Origin of the sequence: Flavivirga jejuensis (assembly GCF_030540765.1) — a bacterium.
GTDB lineage: Bacteria > Bacteroidota > Bacteroidia > Flavobacteriales > Flavobacteriaceae > Flavivirga > Flavivirga jejuensis.
Map to the genome: position 1 here is coordinate 386,394 of NZ_JAUOEL010000001.1, position 26,394 is coordinate 412,787.

General features: G+C 31.9%; 26 protein-coding genes. 14 read left to right on the forward strand and 12 right to left on the reverse strand.

Translation table 11 applies throughout. The features are described from left to right. Positions 1-107 precede the first annotated feature (107 nt). Together aat and Q4Q40_RS01710 are read left to right on the forward strand one after the other, a co-directional pair. Positions 108-731, forward strand: coding sequence for a leucyl/phenylalanyl-tRNA--protein transferase (gene aat / locus Q4Q40_RS01705; protein WP_303299942.1), 624 nt, complete (start codon positions 108-110; stop codon positions 729-731). Positions 732-870: 139 nt separating this feature from the next. After that, entirely contained in the window at positions 871-1,314 is a 444-nt protein-coding gene (locus tag Q4Q40_RS01710) for an SRPBCC family protein (protein ID WP_303299943.1), read from the forward strand. A gap of 28 nt (positions 1,315-1,342) precedes the next feature. Here Q4Q40_RS01710 and Q4Q40_RS01715 read toward each other — a convergent pair whose 3' ends face one another. Continuing rightward, on the reverse strand, positions 1,343-1,909 hold the full coding sequence (locus Q4Q40_RS01715; protein WP_303299944.1) for a DNA-3-methyladenine glycosylase I: 567 nt from the start codon (positions 1,907-1,909) through the stop codon (positions 1,343-1,345). Between the two features lie 96 nt (positions 1,910-2,005). On the opposite strand from Q4Q40_RS01715, the gene Q4Q40_RS01720 reads away from it, so the two are divergent. Further along, on the forward strand, positions 2,006-2,623 hold the full coding sequence (locus Q4Q40_RS01720) for a thioredoxin family protein (protein WP_303299945.1): 618 nt from the start codon (positions 2,006-2,008) through the stop codon (positions 2,621-2,623). Here the strand turns inward: Q4Q40_RS01720 and Q4Q40_RS01725 are convergent. The 5 genes from Q4Q40_RS01725 to Q4Q40_RS01745 all read right to left on the reverse strand — a co-directional run bounded on the left by Q4Q40_RS01725 (position 2,607) and on the right by Q4Q40_RS01745 (position 6,231). Beyond that, positions 2,607-3,323 carry a hypothetical protein gene (locus tag Q4Q40_RS01725; protein ID WP_303299946.1) on the reverse strand — a complete coding sequence of 239 codons (717 nt, stop codon included), beginning with the start codon at positions 3,321-3,323 and terminating at the stop codon, positions 2,607-2,609. The two genes, Q4Q40_RS01720 and Q4Q40_RS01725, sit on opposite strands and share 17 nt — an antisense overlap. Positions 3,324-3,367: 44 nt before the next feature. Then, positions 3,368-4,069: a tRNA pseudouridine(55) synthase TruB gene (truB, locus tag Q4Q40_RS01730; protein ID WP_303299947.1), complete on the reverse strand. Its 702-nt coding sequence runs from the start codon at positions 4,067-4,069 to the stop codon at positions 3,368-3,370. 1 nt (position 4,070) lies between these two features. Next, positions 4,071-4,868 (reverse strand): undecaprenyl-diphosphate phosphatase, encoded by a 798-nt coding sequence (locus Q4Q40_RS01735; RefSeq protein WP_303299948.1) that lies wholly within the window; start codon positions 4,866-4,868, stop codon positions 4,071-4,073. Between the two features lie 58 nt (positions 4,869-4,926). Further along, a complete protein-coding gene (locus tag Q4Q40_RS01740) occupies positions 4,927-5,193 on the reverse strand; it encodes a DUF3098 domain-containing protein (RefSeq protein ID WP_303299949.1) in 267 nt (88 codons plus the stop codon). 162 nt (positions 5,194-5,355) lie between these two features. Beyond that, a complete protein-coding gene (locus tag Q4Q40_RS01745; RefSeq protein ID WP_303299950.1) occupies positions 5,356-6,231 on the reverse strand; it encodes a cell division protein FtsX in 876 nt (291 codons plus the stop codon). Between the two features lie 267 nt (positions 6,232-6,498). On the opposite strand from Q4Q40_RS01745, the gene Q4Q40_RS01750 reads away from it, so the two are divergent. From Q4Q40_RS01750 to Q4Q40_RS01800, 11 genes are all read left to right on the forward strand, one after another. Beyond that, positions 6,499-9,813, forward strand: a complete 3,315-nt coding sequence (locus Q4Q40_RS01750; protein ID WP_303299951.1) for a leucine--tRNA ligase — start codon at positions 6,499-6,501, stop codon at positions 9,811-9,813. 169 nt (positions 9,814-9,982) lie between these two features. Then, entirely contained in the window at positions 9,983-10,243 is a 261-nt protein-coding gene (locus tag Q4Q40_RS01755; protein ID WP_303299952.1) for a SemiSWEET family sugar transporter, read from the forward strand. A gap of 171 nt (positions 10,244-10,414) precedes the next feature. Further along, positions 10,415-11,521, forward strand: coding sequence for an alanine dehydrogenase (gene ald, locus Q4Q40_RS01760; RefSeq protein WP_303299953.1), 1,107 nt, complete (start codon positions 10,415-10,417; stop codon positions 11,519-11,521). A 69-nt stretch (positions 11,522-11,590) separates the two neighbouring features. Beyond that, on the forward strand, positions 11,591-12,286 hold the full coding sequence (locus Q4Q40_RS01765; protein ID WP_303299954.1) for a zinc metallopeptidase: 696 nt from the start codon (positions 11,591-11,593) through the stop codon (positions 12,284-12,286). A 146-nt stretch (positions 12,287-12,432) separates the two neighbouring features. Further along, entirely contained in the window at positions 12,433-14,202 is a 1,770-nt protein-coding gene (locus Q4Q40_RS01770; RefSeq protein ID WP_303299955.1) for a MutS-related protein, read from the forward strand. A gap of 195 nt (positions 14,203-14,397) precedes the next feature. Then, positions 14,398-14,694, forward strand: coding sequence for a GIY-YIG nuclease family protein (locus Q4Q40_RS01775; RefSeq protein ID WP_303299956.1), 297 nt, complete (start codon positions 14,398-14,400; stop codon positions 14,692-14,694). A gap of 595 nt (positions 14,695-15,289) precedes the next feature. Further along, complete coding sequence (locus Q4Q40_RS01780) at positions 15,290-15,976, forward strand: sensor histidine kinase (RefSeq protein WP_303299957.1); 687 nt, start codon at positions 15,290-15,292, stop codon at positions 15,974-15,976. 275 nt (positions 15,977-16,251) lie between these two features. Then, positions 16,252-16,944 carry a LytR/AlgR family response regulator transcription factor gene (locus tag Q4Q40_RS01785; protein WP_303299958.1) on the forward strand — a complete coding sequence of 231 codons (693 nt, stop codon included), beginning with the start codon at positions 16,252-16,254 and terminating at the stop codon, positions 16,942-16,944. 475 nt (positions 16,945-17,419) lie between these two features. After that, positions 17,420-18,562 (forward strand): methionine aminotransferase, encoded by a 1,143-nt coding sequence (locus tag Q4Q40_RS01790; RefSeq protein WP_303299959.1) that lies wholly within the window; start codon positions 17,420-17,422, stop codon positions 18,560-18,562. Positions 18,563-18,616: 54 nt separating this feature from the next. Next, the gene (locus Q4Q40_RS01795; protein ID WP_303299960.1) at positions 18,617-19,057 is read left to right on the forward strand and encodes a hypothetical protein; all 441 of its coding nucleotides are present in this window, start codon (positions 18,617-18,619) and stop codon (positions 19,055-19,057) included. After that, positions 19,058-19,837 carry an amidohydrolase gene (locus Q4Q40_RS01800; protein ID WP_303299961.1) on the forward strand — a complete coding sequence of 260 codons (780 nt, stop codon included), beginning with the start codon at positions 19,058-19,060 and terminating at the stop codon, positions 19,835-19,837. On the opposite strand, the gene Q4Q40_RS01805 is transcribed toward Q4Q40_RS01800, so the two are convergent. From Q4Q40_RS01805 to Q4Q40_RS01830, 6 genes are all read right to left on the reverse strand, one after another. Beyond that, positions 19,824-21,434: an Ig-like domain-containing protein gene (locus Q4Q40_RS01805; RefSeq protein ID WP_303299962.1), complete on the reverse strand. Its 1,611-nt coding sequence runs from the start codon at positions 21,432-21,434 to the stop codon at positions 19,824-19,826. The genes Q4Q40_RS01800 and Q4Q40_RS01805 overlap by 14 nt on opposite strands. A 58-nt stretch (positions 21,435-21,492) precedes the next feature. After that, positions 21,493-22,170 carry a ComF family protein gene (locus Q4Q40_RS01810; RefSeq protein ID WP_303299963.1) on the reverse strand — a complete coding sequence of 226 codons (678 nt, stop codon included), beginning with the start codon at positions 22,168-22,170 and terminating at the stop codon, positions 21,493-21,495. A 73-nt stretch (positions 22,171-22,243) separates the two neighbouring features. After that, a complete protein-coding gene (locus tag Q4Q40_RS01815) occupies positions 22,244-22,651 on the reverse strand; it encodes a hypothetical protein (RefSeq protein ID WP_303299964.1) in 408 nt (135 codons plus the stop codon). A gap of 176 nt (positions 22,652-22,827) precedes the next feature. Next, positions 22,828-23,241 carry a response regulator gene (locus tag Q4Q40_RS01820; RefSeq protein WP_303299965.1) on the reverse strand — a complete coding sequence of 138 codons (414 nt, stop codon included), beginning with the start codon at positions 23,239-23,241 and terminating at the stop codon, positions 22,828-22,830. Continuing rightward, on the reverse strand, positions 23,241-25,787 hold the full coding sequence (locus Q4Q40_RS01825; protein ID WP_303299966.1) for an HWE histidine kinase domain-containing protein: 2,547 nt from the start codon (positions 25,785-25,787) through the stop codon (positions 23,241-23,243). The genes Q4Q40_RS01820 and Q4Q40_RS01825 overlap by 1 nt, the downstream gene beginning before the upstream one ends. Further along, positions 25,741-26,328 (reverse strand): heme oxygenase-like domain-containing protein, encoded by a 588-nt coding sequence (locus tag Q4Q40_RS01830; protein ID WP_303299967.1) that lies wholly within the window; start codon positions 26,326-26,328, stop codon positions 25,741-25,743. The genes Q4Q40_RS01825 and Q4Q40_RS01830 overlap by 47 nt, the downstream gene beginning before the upstream one ends. Positions 26,329-26,394: the final 66 nt, after the last annotated feature.

The following is a 26,394-nucleotide window of genomic DNA, read 5'->3' on the forward strand; positions in this document are numbered from 1 at the left end:
AGGTTTTGAAGCAGCTGGCAATAAAAACTAGAAATATTTATTAGAATATCTTATAAAACCGCCCTCTGGTTAATTTGAGACTATAGAGAGTGATTAAATAATAATTAATGAAATACTTAACCCAGGAAATATGGTTCCCAGATGTTAATGAAGCCAACGAAGATGGTATATTAGCAATAGGGGGCGATTTATCTGTTGAGCGTTTAGTATATGCTTATAAAAAAGGCGTATTTCCTTGGTTTGAGGCTGAAGAACCTATTCTATGGTGGTCTCCAGATCCTCGTTTTGTACTATTTCCAGATAAACTAAAAGTATCTAAGAGTATGAAACAAATATTACGTAATAAGAACTATGTTGTTACTGTTAATAAAGCTTTTAAAGAAGTGGTTGGAGCATGCTCTAAAATAAAGCGTGAAGGCCAAGGAGGTACCTGGATTACAAATAATATGATTGATGCCTATATAAAACTTCATGAATTAGGTTTTGCAAAATCTGTAGAGGTTTGGAAAGATGATATGTTAGTTGGTGGACTTTATGGTGTCGATTTAGGGAATGATGTGTTTTGTGGAGAAAGTATGTTTGCTAAAGAAAGCAATGTTAGTAAGGTTGGTTTTATAACATTTATTCAGAATACTAATTATAAACTTATAGACTGTCAGGTGTATACAAATCATTTAGAAAGTTTGGGGGCTGAAGAGATTTCTAGGGATGTGTTTTTAAAATATTTGTAAACAACATCTTACATTATAAATAGTATAAAGAAGAATTGATGGAACAGAAAAAAGGATATTGAAAGATATTAAAAATGAAAAAAATAACGAAATATTAACAATGGTAGTCGTTGCACAAGATCAATAAAAAAACAAGATCATGAAATACAGTTGTTCAGTTGAAATAAATTTATCTATAGATAAAACAGTGGAGCTTTGGGAAAACGAAACTAATTTTAAAGAATGGCAAGATGGGTTTAAAAGTATTGAACATTTAAGTGGAATACCAAATTCAAAAGGCGCAAAATCAAAAATAATTTATCAAGGAGAACAGAAAATTGAATTATTGGAAACAATCATTTTATCAGATTTACCTAACAAGAAAATAGCTCTTTATGAACACATTCATATGACAAATACTCAGACAACTCGTTTTAAAGTAATCGAAAAGAATAAAACAGAATACATATCAGAAGTTGAATACACGAAATTCAATGGATTTATGATTAAGTTGATGGCAAAACTTTTCCCAAGTAAATTTAAAGGGCAAAGTCAAAAATGGATGAATCAATTTAAGGAATTTGCTGAAAAAACGGGTAACTAAACAAATACAGAAAGGTTTAAGAACATCATTAAACCTCTTTGTGCCTAAAACAATCTATTACATGATCGTTTACCATGCCTGTAGCTTGCATATGAGCATAAACAACCGTAGTGCCTACAAATTTAAACCCTCGTTTTTTTAAGTCTTTACTAATAGTATCACTTAAAGGCGTGTTTGCTGGCACATCTTTTAAAGTTTTAAAATTGTTTTTTATAGGTTTTCCATCTACAAACCCCCAGATATATTTACTAAAACTTCCAAATTCTTCTTGAACCTTTATAAAAGCCTGTGCGTTAGTAATTGTTGCATTTACTTTTAATTTATTTCGAATAATACCAGCATCTTGTAAAAGAGAATCTATCTTATCTTGTTTATAATTAGCTATCTTTTTATAATTAAAACCATCAAAAGCTTTTCTAAAATTTTCACGTTTTCGCAAAACAGTAATCCAACTTAAACCCGCTTGAAACGTTTCTAAAATTAAAAATTCAAAAAGGCGATCATCCTCATAAACAGGAGTGCCCCATTCTTTATCGTGATAGGTTTCATATAAATCATCACCAACACACCAATGGCACCTAAGTTTTGTTTTCATAAAATTTTTCGTAAGGTTTAAAATAAAAGTATGACAAATATCATCTTAATTAGAAAAGCAAGATACTAATTTTGTGTTACTCATTAAAAGAAGATTATGAAGACGATTATAAAAAATAGTTTAAATAAAAGTATATCCTATCTGGCATATAGAGATTTAGTAAAGCAACTAGCTGAAGCTAACTCCAATACTGGAAATGAAAAAACAGAAGCCTTAGCAGATTACACTAAGCTTAATGACCGACGCATGAAACGTTGGGATAAAACTATAAAGATAACTAGTGAGTCTTTAAGTAAAATCAAAACTTTTAAAGAACCTATTACTTGGTTAGTAATTACAGAAAGTTGGTGTGGGGATGCTGCACACGTAATGCCCGTAATAAATAAAGTTGCCGAATTAAATGATAATATTGATTTGAAAGTAGTGCTTCGTGATGAAAATCCTGAGTTAATGGATGCTTTTTTAACTAATGGTAATAAAGCGATTCCTAAATTAATAATATTAGATAATAATACAGGCGATGTTTTAAATACCTATGGACCAAGACCTAGCGAAGCAACTAATTATGTTAGTAGATTTAAGGCAAAGCACGGAGCGTTGACTCCTGAATTTAAAGAAGATTTACAACATTGGTATAATACCAACAAAGGACAAAATATTATAGATGATTTAACCGATGTACTGTGTGAGTTAGAACCTAGTGTTTGCCAATAAAGTAAAACGTTATAGAGCCTAATTGTGTTTTCTTAGAAGGATCTGGACTAAACTGTGAATCTTTAGCATACTCTAAAGCATGTTCTATAAGGCATTCGTTATTTGAAGTTGAAGTGGTGTTTATATAAGTATCTATCACACTTCCTTTATCATTAACAGTAATATTCACAACTATTTTACCATCGACCTCACATAAGTAAATAGGAATTGGTATAAATACTTTGTCTCTATCAACTAACGAAAAACTAATGGAGCTTTTTGTATTAGCACCCTCTTCTTCTTGCTGCTTTTTTAATAAATCATTTACTTTACTAAATAATGATAGCTCCTCTTTATTTACTTTAGTATCCTCGGAAGCCTTATACTCTTTAGTGTAAGCTTCTGTACCTTCTGGTATGCTGGATCTTGGCACATAGTCTTCTGGTGGAGCAATAGGTTTAAAAGCTTCAGCAAAGTGCTTGCTGTTTTTCGTTTCGTTAAAAGCCTTATTTGTTTCTGCCTTGCTGGCGTTTAGTTTTTCTAAAGCCTCTATTATTTTAATTTCTTCTTCGGTTAATTCCTCTTCAGGTTCTATTTCATAATAACTTTCCGAAGCGAATTTATCTTGTTTTTTAAGGCTTAAATTGAATACAGACAGGACTACCGTTCCTGATATAAGGAAGGTAAGTAGCAGGGCTTTATGTTGATTTGTTAGGTCCAAATCATATTGATTAGAGAGAATTATTTACGAAATATACGTAAAAATTATGTTTTTTGGTCTTTTAAGCTAGAAATAAAGGCTTCTATAGTAACCGAATCATCAATATGGAAGTCACCAATTTTGGTACGACAAAGTTTTGATAGGTGTGCTCCAGAGTTTAATGCTTTCCCAAAATCGTTTGCTAAAGAGCGAATATAAGTCCCTTTACTACAAACCACTCTAAAATCAATATTTAAACGATCTATTCTGGTGATTTCAAATTCTGAAATACTTACAATTCTTGGTTTTATTTCAACGGTTTCACCAACTCTGGCATATTCATACAATCGCTTTCCATCTTTTTTTAATGCAGAAAAAATAGGCGGATATTGTTGAATATCTCCTATAAATTGTTTCGTTGTATCATGGATTAATGCCTCTGTAATATGCTTGGTAGAAAAAGTTTCGGTTATCTCGGTTTCTAAATCATAAGAAGGTGTCGTACCGCCTAAAGTAATGGTGCCCGTATATTCTTTAACCTGCCCTTGAAATGTGTCAATTTGCTTGGTCATTTTCCCCGTACAAATAACTAGTAGTCCTGTTGCTAAAGGATCAAGTGTACCAGCATGGCCTACTTTTATTTTTTTTATTTCAAAAGCTTGGCGGATTTCCCAACGCAACTTGTTAACTACTTGAAAAGAAGTCCAATTTAACGGTTTGTCTATTAAAAGCACCTGTCCAGAAAGGTAGTCTTCTTTCGATATCATTTTATAAATTTAATAATGAAAATACAATAGCACTAATACCAGCAATAATACAGTAGATTGCAAAATAACTTAGTTTGCTTTTTTTAACCAAAGCAATCATCCATGTACATGCAAATAGACCTGCAATAAAAGCTGACACAAAACCAATGGATAATGATGTGAAATTCTCACTATCATAGGTAAGATCACCACTAATAATATCTTTTGCAATTTTTCCGAAAATTAAGGGGACCACCATTAAGAATGAAAAACGAGCTGCTTTAGTTTTGTCGTTTCCTAATAAAACGGAAGTTGAAATAGTAGCACCAGAACGTGATATTCCAGGAAGCATAGCAATGGCTTGAGAAATTCCAATAATAAAGGCGTTTTTAAAAGATACTTTTTTATTAGTGTTTTTAGCTTTATCTGCTAAAAAAAGTAAAATAGCTGTAACAATTAGCATGCAGCCTACCAGTAAAATATTACTTCCAAAAAGTTGTTCTAATTGTTTTTCAAAAAATACACCTACAATAACTGCAGGAATCATAGACACTATAATTTTTGAAACGAATTGTAAATCCTCATTCCATTCAAATTTTAGTATACCTTTAATAATATCTAAAATGTCTTTTCTAAAAATCACGATAGTACTTAATGCCGTTGCAAAGTGAAGTACAACTGTAAATAGAAGGCTTTCTTCGGGAATTGAGTTGTCGCCTAGTATGGCTTTTCCGAGTTCTAAATGCCCGCTTGATGATACAGGTAAAAACTCAGTAAGTCCTTGAATGATACCTAAAATAATTGCATCGATTATTTCCATGCGGCAAAAGTATTAAAATAGGAATAGTAAAAAACTAAAGTGCGTTGGAATTTAGAATTTATTTTTTAGAATTGGAATTTTCAGGATTTAATAAAATGGCGTAAACTTCGATACCAAATCCCAAGAGAATAATAGCTGGAGCAAGTCTTATACGTCTCCAATGAAAAATTTCAGGATTAAAAACATTAGGATCGTCGCTACCTCCACCAGACATTAAAATAAAACCAACAGCGATACAAGCTAAACCAATAAACATGAATTTATAGTTTTTCTTTCCAAAAACAAATATACTTTTAGCGTTTTCTTTTCTTTTTTTCTCTCCCATAATTAGTTAAATTCACTATAGATAATATCCTTACCAATGGCTATTTGCGAAATGTGCTCGGAGATTGCAAACCAACCGCCAAGAACTTTTGCAAAGTGCAAAGTAACCTTTTTATTTAAAACTTTAGTGTTAAGAAAATCTAAATTTAATCTACTTGCCTTATTAATACAATTGATCGGTCTTTAAATTCAAAAAGCGTTGCGTTGCAAAATGTGTGCTTATCCATGTAATAATAATTCCTAAAGCAAAAATAAAAAGAAATAAGAAAACGATTAAAATAGGATTGCTTAATAATCCTAGTTCTAAAAATGTTTTATTAAGATAATACAAAACTATAGCCATTCCTATAAGAGCCAGAGCAGCTCCAATCATTCCCAAACGAACACTTTTCCATATAAAAGGACGTCTAATAAATTGCTTGGTAGCACCAACCATTTGCATGGTTTTAATGGTGAAACGCTTAGAAAAAACAGCTAATCTTATGGAACTATTAATAAGTAAAACAGCAATTAAAGTAAAAATAGCACTTATAATAAGCACCCAAAAACTAATCTTTTTTACATTATCGTTCATTAAATTAACGAGATCATTATCGTAGTTAACCTCGTCAACAAAATCTTTATTTAATGCTTCCGCAGAAATTTTTTCAAGATGTTCAGACGTTACGAAATCTGCTTTCAAATGCACGTCGATTGAATTTTGCAAAGGATTATATCCGACAAAATCCATAAAGTCTTCACCGTTTTCCGCTTTCATAAATTCGGCAGCTTGATCTTTAGAAACGTATTCGGTAGATTTTACATAATCTGCCATCGCTAAACTTTTTTCAAGTTGTTTTGTTTCAACCTCTTTAGCAGAATCTTTAATATAGATGGTAACAACTACTTGCTCCTTAAAGTGATCAGACACTTTTTTAGCATTAAGAATAAGCATGCCTAATAAGCCCAATAAAAACAAAACTAAAGCAATACTTAATACGACTGAAAAGTATGAAGAAATAAGTCTGCGCTTTTGATGTTTTTCGAATGATGAACTCATAAAAATGGATTAATGTCGTAAAAATAATAAAGTATAAGCAAAGAATCTTCAAAAGATTTAAGTCTTTTGATTTCAAATAAAAATGTCTTTCAAATAGATATGAGAATCTTATTAAATATAATTTGAAATACAGTTAGATGTTAACCTTATTTCAAACAGATGTAAATACAACGTTTAAACTTTCAACATTGTTATAATAAGCTTAAATTTGCGCCTTTATTAAGCAAGCAATATTTAGTTGGCAGTAATACGAAAATAAGAATTTAGATGAAATACGATTTTAACGAGGTAGAAGCCAAATGGCAAAAATATTGGGCAGAGAACCAAACGTTTAAAGCTGTTAATAATAGCGAAAAACCAAAATATTATGTGTTAGATATGTTCCCTTACCCAAGTGGAGCAGGTTTACATGTTGGGCATCCATTAGGATATATAGCTTCAGATATTTACGCACGTTACAAACGTCATAAAGGCTTTAATGTATTGCATCCACAAGGCTATGATAGTTTTGGTTTACCAGCAGAACAATATGCCATTCAAACAGGGCAACATCCAGCAATAACTACTGCTGAAAATATAAAAACATATCGTAGACAGTTAGATCAAATAGGTTTTTCGTTCGATTGGTCTCGTGAGGTTAGAACGTCAGACGCTAGTTATTACAAATGGACGCAATGGATTTTTATTCAGTTGTTCGAGTCTTGGTATAATAATGATTCTAATAAAGCTGAAGATATTTCTGGTTTAGTAACTATTTTCGAAACAGAAGGGAATACAAATGTAAATGCCGTTAGCGATGATAATGTTGAGGTGTTTTCTGCTGAAGATTGGAAAGTGTTTTCTTCTAAAAAACAACAAGAAATTTTGCTACAATACAGGTTAACGTATTTAGCAGAAACAGAAGTGAACTGGTGTCCTGTTTTAGGAACTGTTTTAGCAAATGATGAAATTGTAAATGGTGTTTCAGAACGTGGCGGACACCCCGTAATTCGTAAAAAAATGACCCAATGGAGCATGCGTATTTCTGCCTATGCAGAACGTTTGCTTCAAGGATTAAATACTATTGATTGGACAGATTCTTTAAAAGAAAGTCAGCGTAATTGGATTGGAAAATCGGTTGGGGCGTCAGTTTTGTTCCCCATCCTATCCTTCCCTAGAGGGGAAGAGAAAGCTGGTTCGTATACTCGTGCGGGTTATATGACGGGAGGAAATAATTCACACTTATTATTGGAACGAGCCAAAGAGATGCGTGCTAATCCAACTCAGGCAGAAGCCGTATTGTGGGAACAGCTTAGAAATAAAAATTTAGAAGCAAAATTCAGACAACAACACTTAATAGGGGACTATATTGTTGATTTTGTATGTTTAAAAAAGCGATTAATCATTGAAGTTGACGGGAAAATCCATGAATCTCAAATAGAAGAAGATGCAAAACGCACAGAAATTCTTGAAAATGATTACTATAAAGTTATCCGTTTTACAAATGAGGAAGTTTTAGGAGATATTGAAAGTGTTTTAGAAAATATAAAAAAAGAACTAGCACAAAGAGAATCAATTCAGAGTAAATCACAACAGAGTGAGCAAGAGCAGAGTGAGCAAGTTCCCCCTTCGGGGGCTAGGGGGATTGAAGTATTCACGACTCGTCCTGATACCATCTTCGGTGTGTCATTTATGACTCTAGCACCAGAACATGAGCTAGTGTCACAAATAACAACACCAGAACAGAAGGAAGCTGTTGATGCTTATATTCTTGCGACAGCAAAGCGCAGTGAACGTGATAGAATGGCAGATGTAAAAACCATTTCAGGTGTATTCACAGGTGCCTATGCCGAACACCCGTTTACAAAAGAACCGATTCCAATTTGGATTGGCGATTATGTATTGGCAGGCTATGGAACAGGAGCGGTAATGTCGGTGCCATGTGGAGATCAGCGCGATTACGATTTCGCGAAGCATTTTAATATTTCAATTCCTAATATTTTTGAAGGCGTAGATATTTCTGAAGAAGCTTTTTCGGATAAAGAAAAAACCATCATAGCAAATAGTGATTTCCTTAATGGGATGAACTATAAAAAAGCCACTAAACGTGCCATTTACGAATTGGAACAATTGGGACAAGGCGAAGGTAAAACCAATTATAGATTACGGGATGCTGTATTTAGCAGACAGCGATATTGGGGCGAACCATTTCCTGTATATTACGTGAATGGGATGCCACAAATGATTGCTAAGGAGCACTTGCCAATCAAATTACCAGAAGTTGAAAAATATTTACCCACCGAAACAGGTGAACCACCATTAGGAAATGCAACCGTTTGGGCTTGGGATACAAATACGAATCAAGTAGTAAGTAACGACCTAATCACCCAGAGCACAGTCGGAGGAAACCAAGATAAGGGTATCTATCCGCTCGAACTAAACACCATGCCAGGTTGGGCAGGAAGTTCATTCTATTTTAACAGATATATGGATCCTGATAATGATAATGAGATGGCTTCCAAAGAAGCACTGGATTATTGGCAGGATGTCGATTTGTATATAGGAGGTAGTGAACATGCCACAGGACACTTATTGTATTCTCGTTTTTGGCAAAAATTCTTGTTTGATAAAGGCGTTGTGCCAGTAGATGAATATGCTAAAAAACTTATTAACCAAGGGATGATTTTGGGTACTAGCGCTATAGTATATCGTATTTCAGGAACTAATAAATATGTTTCCAAAGGGTTAAAAGATAGTTATGATGTTGAAGAAATACGAGTTGATGTTAATATGGTTAACGCTTCAGATGAAATTGATATTGAAGCATTAAAAAAATGGCAACCGCAATTCAATAATGCTGAATTTATTTTAGAAGGAAGTAGTTATATTGTTGGGAGAGAAGTTGAAAAAATGTCAAAACGGTGGTATAATGTTGTTAATCCTGATGCTATTTGTGCACAGTATGGCGCAGACAGTTTAAGACTCTACGAAATGTTCTTAGGTCCATTAGAGCAATACAAACCATGGAATACAGCAGGAATTACAGGAGTACACAATTTCTTAAAAAAATTATGGAAACTATACCATCAAGGAGAAAACGGAACTTTTCACGTAACGAGTTCCCCTCCTAAGGAGAGGTTAGGGGAGGCTCTTAAAACACTCCATAAAACCATAAAGAAAGTAGAAGAAGATATTGAGAATTTCTCATTCAATACATCGGTGTCTACTTTTATGATAGCCGTTAATGAATTAACAGCTCAAAAATGTAAAAGTAAAGAGATCCTTGAACCTCTATTGATTCTGATATCTCCCTATGCACCACATATCGCAGAGGAGTTATATAGTCAGTTAGGGCATAATGAGTCCATTTCAACAGCAGATTTCCCAAAATTTGATGCAAGTCATTTAGTAGAAAGCAGTAAAAATTATCCGATTTCATTTAATGGAAAAATGCGTTTTACTTTAGAGTTGCCATTAGATTTGAGTAAAGATGCTATTGAAGCTGCAGTTATGGCACATGAAAAAACAAAAGAACAACTTGGAGGTAGAACACCGAAAAAAGTGATCGTGGTTCCAGGGAAAATAGTCAATATTGTAGGTTGAAAAATGTGTATTCTTAAAGAAAGAGGCGCTTTTAGTCATGTCGAAATGAGACACGATTGAGACATCACATAATGTATTGAGAATAATTATATAATTTTTCCTAAAAGTTATTATTGAGCTTGTAGAAGAGAATGCAGGAATTCAATATTTTTTAAATAGTATTATTAAAATGAATTATACAGAAATAATAGGTTTTATAGCGGCAATTTTAACAACTGCAGCCTTTTTACCTCAAGTTTATAAAACTTGGAAGACCAAAGATGTTTCTAGTTTATCGTTCCCTATGTTGCTTCTCTTTTTTGTTGGTGTTTTAATGTGGTTAATTTATGGTTTTCTAAAACATAGCACACCTATAATTTTTGCAAATACGATTACTATCGTATCTATATTTCTATTGGTGTCTTTTAAAATTAGATACAATAAAAAATAAATCAACTTGATAATTTCGAAGCTAAATTTTGGTGCTGAATTTTCTATTTAATAAAATAATCTTTCAGTTTTATTAAATTCATAAAAATCATCCAATCTTCATAATCTAGTATATTAATTCTGTATTTCATTGTAATTTGGAGGCATAAAAAACAACCTAAAAATTACAGCTATGAAAATTGGTATTCCTATTGAAATTAAAAATAATGAAAATAGAGTGGGTATGACACCTGCTGGCGTTTTTGAACTAACAAAAAACAGTCATACGGTTTATGTACAAGCTAATGCTGGTTTCGGAAGCGGCTTTTTCGATGAAGATTATCAAGAAGCTGGAGCAGTTATTTTGAATTCCATTGAGGAAGTGTATGCATCCAGCGATATGATCGTGAAAGTAAAAGAACCGATAGAAAAGGAATACGCACTAATAAAACCAAATCAAGTCGTTTTTACTTATTTTCATTTTGCTTCAAGTGAAACGTTAACAAAGGCTATGATTAAAAGTAATGCGATCTGTATTGCTTATGAAACGGTTGAAGATGCTGATGGTGCTTTGCCTTTATTAGTTCCAATGTCTGAAGTAGCAGGTAGAATGTCTATTCAACAAGGCGCTAAATATTTAGAGAAACCTATAAAAGGAAGAGGCGTATTGCTAGGTGGTGTTCCAGGTGTTCCGCCAGGTAAAGTTTTAGTTTTAGGAGCTGGCGTTGTTGGTATTCAAGCAGCAAAAATGGCTGCAGGATTAGGAGCCCATGTTACTATTATGGATATTAATATGAAACAATTACGCTATGTAAATGATGTGATGCCAAATCATGTCGTTACAGAATTTTCGAGCGAATATAATATTAGAAAACGTATTAAAGAATCTGATTTGATTGTAGGTGGTGTTTTAATAAAAGGCGCAAAAGCCCCAAAGTTAATTACCAAAGATATGCTTAAAGATATGCGACCAGGAACGGTCGTTGTAGATGTAGCAGTAGATCAGGGTGGGTGCTTTGAAACTACCAAAGCAACTACGCATGAAGACCCAACTTATATGATTGATGATGTGGTTCACTATTGTGTAGCCAATATGCCTGGTGCTGTACCTTGCACTTCAACAGTAGCATTAACGAATGTAACCTTACCATATATTGTTAACCTTGCCAATTTGGGTTGGAAAAAAGCTTGTGATATGAATCCCTTATTAGCAAAAGGTCTTAATATTGTAAAAGGAGAGATTGTTTATGAAGAAATAGCAGAAGCTTTTAACTGGAATACCAAAGTTTTACAAAACTGACATTATTTCAGAAGTCAACATTGGCGTTATTTTTGCTATATTTATTTATAATTTAAAAAAAATAAAACAATGCTAGGATATTATGTATTATTAGGAGCTATTGCCTTAGTGAGTTGGTTGGTGAGCAGTACTTTAAAAAGAAAATTTGAAAAGTATTCTAAAGTCCAGTTACGCAATGGTATGAGTGGGGCAGAAATTGCCGAAAAAATGTTAGCAGATCATGGTATAAGTGATGTTGAAGTTATTTCTACACCAGGACGCTTAACAGATCATTATAACCCCAAAAACAAAACGGTTAACTTAAGTGAAGCTGTATATAATCAGCGTAATGCAGCCGCAGCCGCAGTTGCTGCACACGAATGTGGACATGCTGTGCAACATGCTCAAGCTTATAATTGGTTACAAATGCGTTCTGCATTAGTGCCAGTAGTAAGTGTAACATCAGGGATGTCGCAATGGGTGGTTATTGGTGGTTTAATGTTAGGAGCTGCTGCTGGTTTAGGTTTTGGGTATTATGTAGCAGTCGCTGGTTTAGTGATGATGGGGTTTGCTACTTTATTTAGCTTTATAACACTACCTGTAGAATACGATGCGAGTAACCGTGCTTTGGCTTGGTTAAAAAATAAAAACATGGTATCTCAAGAAGAATATGCTGGTTCGAAAGATGCACTAAAATGGGCTGCAAGAACATATTTAGTTGCTGCAATTGGAGCCTTAGCATCTTTGGTGTACTGGGCACTTCAAGTATTTGGAGGTCGAGACTAATAATAAAATTTGAAATTAATTAAGCTCTGATATATTTCAGGGCTTTTTTATTTCTTTGTTTGAAAAGAATACCTCGATGTGATACGTTTGAGGTTTTCTATGAATTACCATTCTCGCAGCACGAGAATCTAAATCAAAAATTAAAAATGAGTGACCATTTATCATATTATAAAAAACATTTAGAAACATATAAATCTGAAGGCCAAAGATTATACAAACAAATGACAGCCTTAAGCATGTTAAGGTTGTCCGTATTTTTGGTGACAGGGTTTGGGATCTATTTCACGTTTCAATATTGGCAAATAGCGGTTGTTATTGCCATTGTTGGTATTGCTGCATTTGTTTATTTATTATCAAAATACACCGATATAAAATCGCAAAGAAACTTCAATAAAGCTTTAGCAGAAATAAACGAAGCAGAAATCAAGATTGCTTCTGGTGATTTTCATGAGCGCGATAAGGGGCTGCAGTTTCAAGACCCTGGTCATTTTTATAGTTTAGATATTGATTTGTTTGGACGCGGTTCATTTTTTCAATTTATAAACAGAACAACCATCAACGAAGGCTCTCAAAAGCTAGCCGATGCTTTAAAAGCAAATAACATTGAGGCTATTACATTACGTCAAGAAGCTATTAAAGAATTAAACTCTAAACCGCAATGGAGGCAGTATTATTCGGCTACATCAAGTTTGGTTGAAGTTGAAACACCTGCTAAAAGTATTATAAGTTGGTTACAGGGCTATCAATCTTTTTTACCAAAAGTGATGCGATGGCTACCAATAATCTTTGTTATATGTTCTATTGTAATATTTGGTCTAACGGTTTTAAGTTTTATAACCCCCGAAATTATTGGATATTGGTTGCTTTTAGGACTTGGTATCACAGGTGCTTATATTAAAAAAACAAATGTTTTATCTTCAAATACCGATAGAGTTAAAGATACTTTTCGTCAATATGCATTGTTATTAGATTTAATAGAGAACGAAACGTTTACTTCAGAATTATTACAACAAAAACAGCAACAAATTCAATTAGATACAGAAAAAGCATCCCATATCTTTAAAAGGCTTTCAAAATCTTTAGACGCCTTAGATAATAGGAATAATATTATAGGAGCCATTTTTGCTAACGGATTGTTTTTATCAGACATAAAAAACGGTTATAACATTGAAAAATGGATTGAACAATATGCTAATAAGGTTGCCGATTGGTTTGAGATTGTATCGTTTTTTGATGCCTATAATTCACTAGGGAATTTCGCATTTAATCACCCTGATTTTATATTTCCAGAAATACAGGAAAAAGGAGCCGTTATTAATGCTGGTAGTTTAGGGCATCCTTTATTGGATAAAAATAAACGTGTAGATAGCGATTTAATAATTGAAAATGAACAATTTTTTATTGTTACTGGTGCTAATATGGCAGGGAAAAGCACATTTTTACGTACAGTATCTTTGCATATTGTTATGGCTAATGTTGGACTTCCCATTTGCGCTAAAACAAGTACATACTCGCCAGTAAAATTAATTACCAGTATGCGAACAACCGATTCTTTAGCAGATGATAGTTCGTATTTCTTTTCAGAATTAACCCGTTTGAAATATATTGTTGATGCGATTCAACAAGAACCTTATTTTATTATTTTAGATGAGATTTTAAAAGGCACAAATAGTACAGATAAAGCGATAGGTTCCAGAAAATTTGTTGAAAAACTAGTAGCTTCAAATGCGACAGGGATTATTGCTACTCACGATTTAAGTTTATGTGAGATTGAACAAGAATTAGAGGATGTGAAAAACTATTATTTTGATGCCGAGATTATTAATGACGAGCTTCACTTTGATTATAAATTAAAAGTTGGAGTTTGTCAAAATATGAATGCTAGTTTTTTGCTTAAGAAGATGAATATTGTTTAGTTACGTACTGTCAACTCCGAGACCCGTGTTAAAAATTTTAATTACAATTAGTTCTCGATACAATTCTGTAAAAAAAACAGAATTATTCGAACTGACAACATAGTTAGCAGTTTAATTTAGAATTCTATTATCACTTCGAGTGAATTTGTGAAGTAAAACGGAACAAATTTGTATCGAGAAGTCAATTCTTAGATTATGAAAACGTATTATGTTTACATTTTAAAATGTTCAGACGGAACTTATTATACTGGGTTTACTTCAAATTTAGAACAACGTTTTGTAGCTCATAAAGGAGGAAAACATAAAGATAGTTATACTTATTCTAGAAGACCATTGTCGTTAGTTTTTTATGCAGAATTCACAGATCCAAGTATTGCTATTAAGACCGAAAAACAAATAAAAAAATGGTCAAAAGCAAAGAAAGAAGCTTTAATTAATAATGAATTTGAAAAATTGCCCAATCTTTCAAAGAAAAATTTTAATTACAATTAGTTCTCGATACAATTCTGTAAAAAAACAGAATCACTCGAACTGACAACATAGTTAATAATTTAATTTAGAATTCTATTGTCACTTCGAGTGAATTTGTGAAGTAAAACGGAACAAATTTGTATCGAGAAGTTATTTCTTCTCTGATCTCACTTTCTCAATCATTTTAACAGCACGCTCATCATTAATTAATAATGCAGATGATTATAGTTAATTTACAAACGACATTTTGGACGTTGGTAATGGCAAAACAGGTTTTTATACATAATTCTTGATAGTTATAGCTTTTCTATTTACTTTTCATTAGAATATGACTTTTGTAAAGAAACATAGCTCGCAAATTTTGGTTCACATCCTGTTTTGGATGCTGTTTGTATTTGTCTCATTGTTTCTGTTTTCAGATTTTTATTGGAAAGAAAACCCTTTTCTTCAATACCTGGCACTTTTAGTTATTATCGTATATGGAAACAACCTTTTACTACTGCCTTTCTTTGTTAGGAAGAAAATGTACACTCCTTACATTTTTGTTTTTGCTGCAATTTCATTTCTAGCGACCCTGTTATATTGTTATACGTTTGCGAAATGTGGATGTACTATTTTGAAATGTTTAAGCGACTATTTATGGCAATCACTAGTACCATTAATTTTCTTTTCTTTTATATGGATATTATATCGTTTTATTGATAAAGAAAATGAAGTTGAAGCCATTAAAAAGGAGCATGTTGAAATGGAGTTGAAGTTTTTAAAATCACAAATAAACCCACATGTGTTGTTTAATAATTTGAATACAATTTATTCCTATTCATTAGAAAAACCAAACGAGGTTCCAGAGATGATTTTAATGCTATCTGATAACCTGAAGCATGTTTTATATGAAAGCAATTCTAAAACAATTTCCTTAGAAAAGGAGATTCAGTTTATAGATAATTACATGAAGTTTCAAATACTAAGAACAGAAGGAACGAAGCAAGTTCATTATAAAAAGGATATAGATACATATAACCATCAAATAGCACCATTGCTTTTAATAACTATTATAGAAAACGCTTTTAAACATAGTACCCTATATAGTGATGTTTCTATTTTTATTAAAGTTGAAAAAGATACCTTAGAATGTATTTGTGAAAATGATTATAAAAAAGAAAGAGTAAGTACCACAGATTTTAGAATTGGTTTGCAGAATTTAGAGAAAAGGCTAGAGCTTATTTATAAAGATGATTATGAATTTAAAATCAATAAAGGAGAAAAATTTAAAGTGTATTTAAAACTTAATTTATTATACTAAAATAACGTAAATTAAAAAAAGTAAATAGTATTTTGTCATGTCGACAGAGCGAAGCATGAGTGACGAGACATCTTATAAAGATGAGATGCTTCTTCAAAAGCTACGCTTCATATCTTCAAACAAAATATAATCTGTTTTCGATAGCGTTCGGAATGACACAATTCTATTATTTATATGCGCAAATTGCTTATTATTAATTGTTTAATATGTCGAACTGACGTTAAAATAGTATCAGAAGCTTAGCCGAAAGGCCAGACCATACAAATTGATAAACAATGAATTGTATTATTATAGAAGACGAAATTCCCGCTCAGAAAATTTTAAAGAGTTTTATAGGTAAAATGCCTAGTATCATATTAGTAGATACTTTTAAAGCAGCTATCGAAGCAAATACTTTTTTAAATAATAACACAGTTGATGTTGTTTTTTTGGATATTAATTTACCCGATATGTCTGGATTAGATTTTATCAAAACCATTAAAAACCCTCCTGCTATAATTATGACTACGGCGTATCCAGAATATGCCGTAAACAGTTTTGAATTAGATACAATTGTTGACTATTTGGTAAAACCATTTTCTTTCGATCGATTTTTAAAAGCTGTTAATAAGGCAAAAGATAGAATAGAAATATCCGAAAATATTCCAGAAGAAAACAACGACGATACCATCTTTTTAAATGTAGATAAAACACTGCATAAAATTGACTTGAGTACTATATTATACATAGAATCAGATAGGAATTATATCACTATAGTAACAGAAACTCAAAAGTTATCTTATATAGATTCGTTAAAAAATTGGACAGAAAAGCTTCCTGAAAATCAATTTATTCAAGTACATAAATCGTATATAATAAACAGGAAATTTGTGGACAAACTTTCTGGCAATACCATTTTTGTAAAAGCTAATAAAATTCCTATTGGGAGAACGTATAAACAAACATTATTAAAAGTATTAGGGATATAAATTTTAAATTGAAAAGAACCTCTAAATACTTTATTTTGTAGGTGTTATGCTAGTTCTTATTTTGAGTGATACTTGGTGTTAGTTTCAAGAAAGTCTTTATTACACCGTTTCGAACACTTTCTGCATTTTTTATAGGTAAGTTGTTATATTTACATTGGATAACAATTGAAAAATGGCGTGGATATAAAATTCAGGAAAGCTAGAACGAAAGATCTACCCAGTATTATAGACATGATTGCTGATGATGAATTTTGTTCATTTAAAGCAAATAAGAATCTTATTTGTTTGAAAATAAAAACATTAAAATTTTAAGAGATTTTTCACAACTTTACTGCTACCTTCGAAACAAAAATATTTTGTTTCTCGATAATATTCAGAACGACATTTTTTAGAATTTAGCCGCTTTCCATTGAAATTGTTATTTCCGTAAAGTGGGAATCAAATTTTTAAGAAATAGAAAAAGACAAAAAACACTATGCAACATCAATCTAAGCTTCCTAATGTAGGAACGACTATTTTTTCAATTATGAGTAAGTTGTCTAATGAGTACAATGCGATCAACTTATCTCAAGGATTTCCCAATTTTGAAAGTGACCAAAAATTAACTGATTTAGTTAATAAAGCTATGAATTCGGGGTATAATCAATACGCACCCATGGCTGGAAATTTAGAATTGCGAGAAGCCATTGCTAAAAAAATAGACTTATTATATGGTACGAGCTATCATCCTGAGAATGAAATCACAGTTACTGCAGGAGCGACACAAGCTATTTTTACAATTATTACAACATTTATAAATCCAAATGATGAAGTTATCATTTTCAGACCTGCTTACGATAGTTACGAACCTGCCATAACACTTAACGGCGGAAAAACAGTTTCAATACAACTAGAAGCACCCAATTTTAGTGTGAATTGGAGCGATGTAAAATCAAAGGTGAACAGCAGAACTAAAATGATTATTGTTAACACACCGCATAATCCTTCTGGTACGGTATTTTCAAAAGAAGATATGATGCAGCTAGAAGACATTACGAAGAATACGAATATTATTGTGTTAAGTGATGAGGTTTATGAACATATGATTTTTGATGACGAAAAACACCAGAGTGCGTGTATATTTTCCGATTTAAAATCGCGAAGTTTTGTAGTGGCTTCCTTTTGTAAAACATTTCATAATACAGGATGGCGGGTAGGCTATTGTTGTGCGCCGAAAGCACTCATGGAAGAATTTATGAAAGTACACCAATTTAATGTGTTTTGTATTCATCATCCAACGCAAAAAGGAATTGCAGACTATATGAAAGCCCCCAGTCATTATCTAGATTTACCTGTTTTTTATCAACAGAAGCGAGATTTGTTTTTAGACCTTATTAAAGATTCCAGGTTTAAATTTACAGCCTCAAAAGGTACCTATTTCCAGGTGTTAGATTATTCTGAAATAACCCAGGAATATGATGTTGACTATGCGAAACGGTTAACTATGGAATATGGGATAGCTTCCATTCCATTATCGGTTTTTAATAACAATAATTTAGATAATAAAGTACTTCGATTTTGTTTCGCAAAAACCGATGATACTTTAAAAAGAGCTGCAGATGTTTTGAATGGTATTTAAGTGACTTTTTAATTGATATATGGTCTAAATCATATAACGATTAAAGAAAAGATTATGAAATTATTTGCAGTATTATTATTTTTAGTGGCATCATTAACCATACAAGCGCAAGAGGTTGCGTTTAATGGAACGACTTATAAGGTTAAAGGAAAAACTATTTTAAAAGATAATACGGACATAACAAAGACATTGTCTGTTGAAGAAAAAACAAAAATTTTAGAGACTCTAAAAGAGCAAAAAACTTTAGAAGCTGAACGTGTAAAGGCTGAAAAAAAAGCAGAAAAGAAAGAGAAAAAGATTCAAAAAGCTTTAAAACAGAAAGAAAAGGCGCAATCTAATTTTGAAAAATCTAGTCGTAAGTTCGATAAAGCTACGGCTAAATACGAAAGCTTAAAAAAAAGAGGTAGACTATCACCAATTAAAGAAATTAAATGGGTTGAAAAAGTTGAAAAACTAAGATATAAAAGAGATAAATTTGAAGGTAAATTAAAATAAATGCAAGACGAACTTAAAATAGCCTTAATTCAATCTGATTTGGTTTGGGAAAACCCTAAACAGAACTGTGAAAATTTTTCTAAGAAAATAAAAAACCTTCCCGAAGCAGTTGACTTAGTCATACTTCCAGAAATGTTCACAACAGGTTTTACCATGAATGCAAAAGATGTTGCCGAAACTATGGATGGAGATACGGTTGCATGGATGCGATCTACAGCTTTAAAAACCAATGCTGTTATTATTGGTAGTCTTGTTATTTTGGAGGAAAAAAACTATTACAATCGATTGCTTTTTGTCGAACCATCTGGAGCTATACAACATTACGATAAGCGACATACTTTTACATTGGTAGGCGAAGATAAAATTTACACTGCAGGAACAAAAAAGCTAATTATCGATTATAAAGGCTGGAAAATTTGCCCGCTAATTTGTTACGATTTGCGTTTCCCTGTATGGGCAAGAAATACCGAAGATTATGATGTTTTGCTATACATTGCCAACTGGCCAAAACCCAGAGTTTCTGCGTGGGATGCATTGCTAAAAGCACGAGCTATTGAGAATATGAGTTATTGCATTGGAGTAAACCGTGTTGGTGTTGATGGCGTTAATAGTGACTACTCGGGGCATTCCGCAGTATATGATGTACTAGGGAATATAATCACTTCAATGGAACCAAGTAAAGAGCAAGCTCAAATAGTGACTCTAGAAAAAAGACATATTCAAGCTTACAGAAATAAATTAAAATTTTTAAACGATAGAGATCTTTTTACTCTGAAGTAAATTGAAGTGTTGTAGATTCATCCCAACCTGCTCTAATTTCTATTTCTTTGAAATGACTTACACGTTCTGGTTGTCTTTTTTTAAGATAACTTCCAGAGTCATATTTTTTGTTCCCATTAGTATCGTGTATAACACGAATGTGATAGATGCCAGGATTTAAGTTTAAAAAATCAAAGGAGCCAGAATTCTCAATAAATTGTTCAATTTTTACTTTTCCATCTTTATCTGTTAGTTGTACAATAACTGGATACGTCGCATTTACTAATGTGAAACGCGCATTACCAAAATCGGATATTTTTTTTGTTTTTAGAACATAACTTAAAGTATCATTTTTGTTATCAAAAAAGTCTACAAAAGCTTCGGGCAGAAATTTTATGTTATAGGCATGCTCTTCTTTCTTTTTAAAATAAAAAGCATACGTATTTGTAAGTGTATCAAAATCGGTAGTAAAATCGATTTGAGTAGAATCTTTGTCTATAAGCGTAATTTTAGAAGTATCTAAACTAGTAAAAGGTATCGCACTAGAAATTATAAAAGGTTCATCATAACCAATGGTGCCAGATGGCGATGATTCAATGACTAAGGAGTCTACTTTTTGCTTGCTAATTCTTACTGTATAGTCTTCTTTTTCAATTGAAGGATGCGTCACCTTAAAAAGAAGCGAGTCAACTTCAAGACGGGGTTTATACCAATAGTTAAGAGTGTCCGTTTTTTTATCTTGTGTTATGCGAGATTCAAACTCAGGAGGCGTTTCAGATAATAAATGAATCGCCATTCCAGTAGGGTCGCCTTCATATCCAAAAGCAATTTTTTCACCAGATAATAATCGAGGTCTGGTGGGCTTAAAGTCTAATGCTTCAGAAAATAGTTTTAAAGTATAAAGCGTATCTGTAGGCACTTCAATAAAGTCTTTATAAAATGCAATTTGATCGGTCTTTTGCTGAAATTTATTGTCTCCATTGCCATCCTTTAAGGCGATAAGCATATACTTGCCTTCTTTAAGATTTTCGATAGAAAATGTGGTAAGACTGTCAAGTGTATTGGTAATATATTTAGGCGTTTCTTTATAAATAATAGAATCATTAAAAGTGGAATCGACTTCGTATAAAGATACCGAAACAAAGGTTTCTGGTTTTGTTTTTATGGCATCCACTATTTTACCGCTTACTTTAAGGGAATCTATATAATCGCCAGTTGATAATACATATCTGTAATATGGATACGGATTTCCTTCATTATTATCGGTAATACTATTTCCAAAGTTAAATGCGTATGTGGTATTAGGTTGTAACGTATCGTAAATTTTAATAGTAATGTATTTACTCGCACTACCCAAGGGTGTAACATCAGGCTGTATTTTCATAGGGGGCGAAATAATGAGTTGTTTTTGAAGGTCTTTTATTTTAACATATTCGTCAAAATAGACTCTTATTTCATTACCAGTAAAATTGGTTGAATAATTCTCTGGAATAGACTTAATAATGATTGGAGGATCTTCATCTTTTGGACCCCCATCAGGCGTACCTCGGTTGGCACAGTTTATGAAAAACAAGCTTAGAAAAACGACTAAAATAAGATTTGAAAGTGTTTTATTCATTACCAATTTAAAATTTTACACAAACCTACATAATTTTAGAGATATAACGGTGAACTCATTAGGCTATTGCCATGGTGGCTATACTTATTTTTATGTTTTTTACTTGATTTAATGTTGCTATACAAGCTTCTAAAGTTGCACCAGTAGTAATAATATCGTCTACTAACAAGATATGTTTGTTTTTAAGAACTTCAGAATTAACAAGTGTAAATAATTCGGAATCACCATTCCAACGTGCCAATCGTTGTTTATTGGCTTGCGATTTAGTATTAGTTACTTTTAAGAGGGTATTGTCTATATAATCTGCTTCTAATGCTTCAGCAATTTGTTGACCAAATTTTGCGACTTGATTAAAACCTCTTTTTTTTAGTTTCTTTTTATGAAGTGGTACAGGAATTACCAGATCAATAGATTTATAAGGTGCGATATTCTTTAATTCGCCTCCTAACCAATTTCCAAGGACAAAACCAATATTTTCATAGCCTTTATATTTTAATCCGTGAATGAGCTGTTGAACAATTCCTTTTTTTTCAAATCTAAAAAGTGCAGTTCCATTTTCAATTTTGGCACGTCCGTAAAGTACTTTTTCAACAGTATCATCATTATCAAAATGGAAATTTGTAACAGGTAAATCATGTCGGCAATCTGTACAGATTGTTGTTTCATTATCATTTAATAAATTAAGACATGCGTAACATATTTTTGGGAAGAATAGCTTGATTATTGAATTAATCATTTATTGTGAAGAAGTTTTTATATTAACTTTGGGAAATCAGGCTAGTTCTTTTAAATAAGATTATTGGAGGCATTTATTCTTTTCGTTTTTTATTAATCAGATTTTCATAGTCTTCTCGTTTGGATTTATTAACGTCCTTAATTACTATCTCACCATTTTTTAGATAAAAATAAATAGAATCAGAACCTTTTATTTTAGAAACAGAATCACCAATTGCCATATTAGCGTAAAGGCTATTTGATACATGAATTTTACGATAATTTTCTAAAAAAACATATCTGGATGCTCGTGGGTAATCACCGTCTTCTTTCTTTTTTATAACTTTCCCTGAATATTCTTCGTCTCTTGTTTTTTCATATCTCTTTTTTACACGGTCAAGATTATTTTCTTGGAAGTAAACAATAGGAATAATTATTGCAATTATTGGAAGAAAAACTTTGAGTAAAGGTATTCGAATCTCTCTTTCTTGTTTTGTATTCATTTTTAATTACCTACAAAGTTTATAGTTAGTTGTGTTTGCAACGCTCTAAATTAGTAAAAGAAAATGAACTAGAATTTTTGCTATCAACATATTCATGTGCAACATACTTTAGGGAAGAATAGGTTGGCTATGGATTTGCGCATTTATTTAAGAACGCAAAGCTCTGTAAGCCAGTCTTAAAACTCCCACTCTTCGATAAGTTTTATGATTTGATGTATATCAATAGGTTTTTTTAGGGTGATATTTGCGCCTAATGACTGTACTATTTCTTCTGTGGAAATAGTCGTATTATTTCCTTCGCGGAAGAAGCCTGTAACAGCTATAATTAAAGATTTTTTATTATATGATGCATTACGTTTTCTAATTTGGCCAATACTTCTTATACCGCCATCAGGAAGAAATTGATTGTTTTGAACATGAAATAAATCAATTACAAAACAATCATAATCATTTGAAAGTAATATTTTTGCATCACTTGAATTAGCCGCTATATCAACTTCGTACCCTTTTGCCAATAATTCGTTTTGCCATTCTGTAGCAAGTTGATAATCATCTTCAATAAGAAGTATGCTTTCTACTTTATTTGTCATTAATTACTATTTAAAATATGTTTATCTATTATTCCTTTTAGTTTATCAGTTCTAATAGGTTTTAAAATTACTGGAGCTTTAGGGAAAGTGCTTTCTTCTAGAAAAGAATTTCCGTAACCTGTAATATAGTAAAAGGAAACACCCCTTTTTTCACATTCAAAAGCAACTTTCATACAGGTTTCTTTTTTTAAGTTAACATCTAAAAATGCAAGATCGTAATGTGTGTCTTCCAATGATTTTAATGCCTGTTTTTGATTTGAAAAAGCATCTATTTTATTCACTTTAGGACCAGATATAACTTGCTTAATGTCTTGCGCTATAATAAAATCATCTTCTAAAATAAACGCATTTATTACTTTATATTTTTTTGGTTTTTTAATTGGTATGGCTTGTTGTACTTGTTCTAAAACGAAAATACTGTCTTTACTTTCTCCTATAAGATTTTTTGGGATTTGAAATTTTACATAAAGTCCGTCTTTTTGGAATTCAACCTTTGAACTCCCAGCAAACTCATAATTTATGGCGTTTTCAATAATGGTTGTTCCAAAACCGGTTTTATTTGGCGCTTTTATTTGTGGTCCATCTAACTCTTTCCATTCAATTGTTAAACCTTCAGAATTGGTTTTCCACATAATTCTCACCTTCCCTTTTTGCGTTGACAGCGATCCGTATTTTATGGCATTTGTAGTAAGTTCATGAACAATCAAAACCATCATCGAGATAATTTCGGATGTTATTTTAACACCAGATCCTTCCAAAATTATATTTTCTGGATTATTACAAAGTGGTTTGATAATTCTTTCAAATAAATTTTTTAATTCAACCGAGGTATATGAGTTTTCCGTTAATAAGCTATTCGCTTTGGCTAATGCAAGAATACGATGCTCTAAAGAATTCGCATAATCATCAATGGAATCTATGTCATTTATTGTTTGTTTTGAGATAGACCTAACTAATGCTAATATATTTCTTATACGATGATTAAGCTCCCTAATTACAATTTTAAATCGCTCTGTAGTTGCCTTTTCAGCATGTACTGCTTTTTGAAAAGTGGTAACAGCAATTTCTGCAAGTGTTAAGGTTTCAGAATCCCAAATTTTGGATTGTTCTTTACTCAAATCACAAAATTCGTTAAAGGAGCTTCTTGGGTGGAGACGAACTTTTTCTTTTTCAAAAACTAAGTCTTTTTTGGGGTTGCCCGCCCATAAGATATTCTTTTTAATTTCATTTCTAAAAAAGTAAATACATATTTTAGGATTGTTGACATGTATTCGCAAAGCCAGAACACCTCTACAATGATCTAAATTTTTAATTTGGAGTTCGCTTAAATTATTGGAATAAAAAATATTATTTGTTTTAACATCACTAAAGTTAGTTGCAATAGCATCAATAGCATTTTTTGTTGGGCAATCACCATGCAGTAATACTTTTTTATCAATTTGATATGCAACGCCATCACATTTTATAAGAGATTTAAGTTTGTCTGCATAATCTTCCCAAAACATTTGAAGATAAATAGGATTTTGGTTGAGTGTTATAAACTCTTCTCCTTCTAAATGTAACTTATTGATTTTCTTTTCTACTTTCTGTTCTATTTTCTGCTCAAGAATCGTCCCAGCAATTTGACCGATTAATTCTAAAGAATAAGTGACTTCTGAAGAAAGTTGTTTAACATCCTGATTGTGTAATGCAAATAACCCCCAAAGTTTACCTTTTATTATTATTGGAAGTGTTAGGGTGGAAGACACTTGCATATTTTTTAAATACTGCCCATGAATAGGTGAATTACCTCTTAAAATACCTAAAGTTAAATTTAAAGGTTTAAGCGTTTTATTAGCACTTTTTAATTTTACTCCAGCATCAGATGTGTTATGTATGTGCCTTATAGGTGTTTTTAAGAAAATTTCTCTTGCTTTTGGAGGAATATCGAATGCAGGAAAATGTAAACCCAAATAAGAATCCATTCTTCCGCTATTAAATTCTGCAATGACCTCACCTGAGTTATCTGGATGAAATTTATAGGCTTTAACTCTATCGAACTGGGTAATGTTTCTTAATGCAATAACAGATTGATTTAAAATGGCATTTACATTTTCTAGTTTTTTAATAGTGTCAAGTGTCCATTTTAAATGCGCATTGATTTTAAATACTTCTACAGATTCAATTATTGGAGTAATTTCAATAACGACATTTTCATCAACTCTGAATAAAGAGATATCAACTTTTTGCTCTTTTAAAACAATTATTTTTGCTTGTTCTCTCTGTTGGTAAGTAGATTTGTGAGATGCAATATTGCTAATGGCGTGAAAACTTTCTCTATCAAATAAATCTCTAATAGATAGATTAAATAGATTATCAACCTCAAAGTCAAAATAATCGTTTAAATTTTCTGAAGCATAGGTAATAGCCAAAGAATTAAAGTTAAATGCTACTAAAGCACCATAACTTTGTATTATACCAGGAAACTCTATGGGTTCATTATTGCATTCTTCTAAGGCTTTAGCTTCTGATGCCTTGGAGTTTTGTATTTCTTTTTTGAAGTTCATTTGTAGCTATTTGATAAATAAGATTAAAAGTGTTTTGTGCGGATTCTATAACTTCGCTTTCAATGAACTCTCTCTTAGACAATAATTCTTTTAAACTATTCATTTGTTCCTGACTGCTGTTTGCTAAGGCTGTAAAGTAGTAGAAAGGTTTTATAATTGTTTGTTTTTTAGCTGATGCTAAAAGCACTTTTGCACCTGCGGCAGATCCCGCAAATACATAATACGCACCTAATTGCGTACTGAAATTTATGCTTTTAAAGTTACAGTACCGATATTTTTCAACCTCATTGGTTATACTATAATCGATTAACTTTAAATCTTTTTTTAATGCGTTTATTAGATGCTCATTATAAGTGTTAACATGGCATGTAGCAAGATTCTCTAAAAGAGGTTTGCAATAGTATCTTGCAATAAGCATGGTGTTATAAAAAAGATCTAATTTTTCTTCATTTATTCCATCGTTAAACTTAAAAATGTGCTCTAAAGCATTATGAAGTTCTTTTGTTGATGTATATAATTTTTTTCTAAAAGTATTTTCCATAGTCAGTTATATTTGCTATCAAATAAATAGTAAAACTTGTCTTGTAAAAGCAGATAGTTTTATATT

Excerpts from the sequence above, each read along its gene's own strand:
- aat (WP_303299942.1), top strand. The coding sequence starts at position 108 with ATGAAATACTTAACCCAGGAAATATGGTTCCCAGATGTTAATGAAGCC.
- Q4Q40_RS01710 (WP_303299943.1), top strand. The coding sequence starts at position 871 with ATGAAATACAGTTGTTCAGTTGAAATAAATTTATCTATAGATAAAACA.
- Q4Q40_RS01715 (WP_303299944.1), bottom strand. The coding sequence starts at position 1,909 with ATGAAAACAAAACTTAGGTGCCATTGGTGTGTTGGTGATGATTTATAT.
- Q4Q40_RS01720 (WP_303299945.1), top strand. The coding sequence starts at position 2,006 with ATGAAGACGATTATAAAAAATAGTTTAAATAAAAGTATATCCTATCTG.
- truB (WP_303299947.1), bottom strand. The coding sequence starts at position 4,069 with ATGATATCGAAAGAAGACTACCTTTCTGGACAGGTGCTTTTAATAGAC.
- Q4Q40_RS01735 (WP_303299948.1), bottom strand. The coding sequence starts at position 4,868 with ATGGAAATAATCGATGCAATTATTTTAGGTATCATTCAAGGACTTACT.
- Q4Q40_RS01740 (WP_303299949.1), bottom strand. The coding sequence starts at position 5,193 with ATGGGAGAGAAAAAAAGAAAAGAAAACGCTAAAAGTATATTTGTTTTT.
- Q4Q40_RS01745 (WP_303299950.1), bottom strand. The coding sequence starts at position 6,231 with ATGAGTTCATCATTCGAAAAACATCAAAAGCGCAGACTTATTTCTTCA.
- Q4Q40_RS01750 (WP_303299951.1), top strand. The coding sequence starts at position 6,499 with ATGAAATACGATTTTAACGAGGTAGAAGCCAAATGGCAAAAATATTGG.
- Q4Q40_RS01755 (WP_303299952.1), top strand. The coding sequence starts at position 9,983 with ATGAATTATACAGAAATAATAGGTTTTATAGCGGCAATTTTAACAACT.
- ald (WP_303299953.1), top strand. The coding sequence starts at position 10,415 with ATGAAAATTGGTATTCCTATTGAAATTAAAAATAATGAAAATAGAGTG.
- Q4Q40_RS01765 (WP_303299954.1), top strand. The coding sequence starts at position 11,591 with ATGCTAGGATATTATGTATTATTAGGAGCTATTGCCTTAGTGAGTTGG.
- Q4Q40_RS01770 (WP_303299955.1), top strand. The coding sequence starts at position 12,433 with ATGAGTGACCATTTATCATATTATAAAAAACATTTAGAAACATATAAA.
- Q4Q40_RS01775 (WP_303299956.1), top strand. The coding sequence starts at position 14,398 with ATGAAAACGTATTATGTTTACATTTTAAAATGTTCAGACGGAACTTAT.
- Q4Q40_RS01785 (WP_303299958.1), top strand. The coding sequence starts at position 16,252 with ATGAATTGTATTATTATAGAAGACGAAATTCCCGCTCAGAAAATTTTA.
- Q4Q40_RS01790 (WP_303299959.1), top strand. The coding sequence starts at position 17,420 with ATGCAACATCAATCTAAGCTTCCTAATGTAGGAACGACTATTTTTTCA.
- Q4Q40_RS01795 (WP_303299960.1), top strand. The coding sequence starts at position 18,617 with ATGAAATTATTTGCAGTATTATTATTTTTAGTGGCATCATTAACCATA.
- Q4Q40_RS01800 (WP_303299961.1), top strand. The coding sequence starts at position 19,058 with ATGCAAGACGAACTTAAAATAGCCTTAATTCAATCTGATTTGGTTTGG.
- Q4Q40_RS01805 (WP_303299962.1), bottom strand. The coding sequence starts at position 21,434 with ATGAATAAAACACTTTCAAATCTTATTTTAGTCGTTTTTCTAAGCTTG.
- Q4Q40_RS01810 (WP_303299963.1), bottom strand. The coding sequence starts at position 22,170 with ATGATTAATTCAATAATCAAGCTATTCTTCCCAAAAATATGTTACGCA.
- Q4Q40_RS01815 (WP_303299964.1), bottom strand. The coding sequence starts at position 22,651 with ATGAATACAAAACAAGAAAGAGAGATTCGAATACCTTTACTCAAAGTT.
- Q4Q40_RS01820 (WP_303299965.1), bottom strand. The coding sequence starts at position 23,241 with ATGACAAATAAAGTAGAAAGCATACTTCTTATTGAAGATGATTATCAA.
- Q4Q40_RS01825 (WP_303299966.1), bottom strand. The coding sequence starts at position 25,787 with ATGAACTTCAAAAAAGAAATACAAAACTCCAAGGCATCAGAAGCTAAA.
- Q4Q40_RS01830 (WP_303299967.1), bottom strand. The coding sequence starts at position 26,328 with ATGGAAAATACTTTTAGAAAAAAATTATATACATCAACAAAAGAACTT.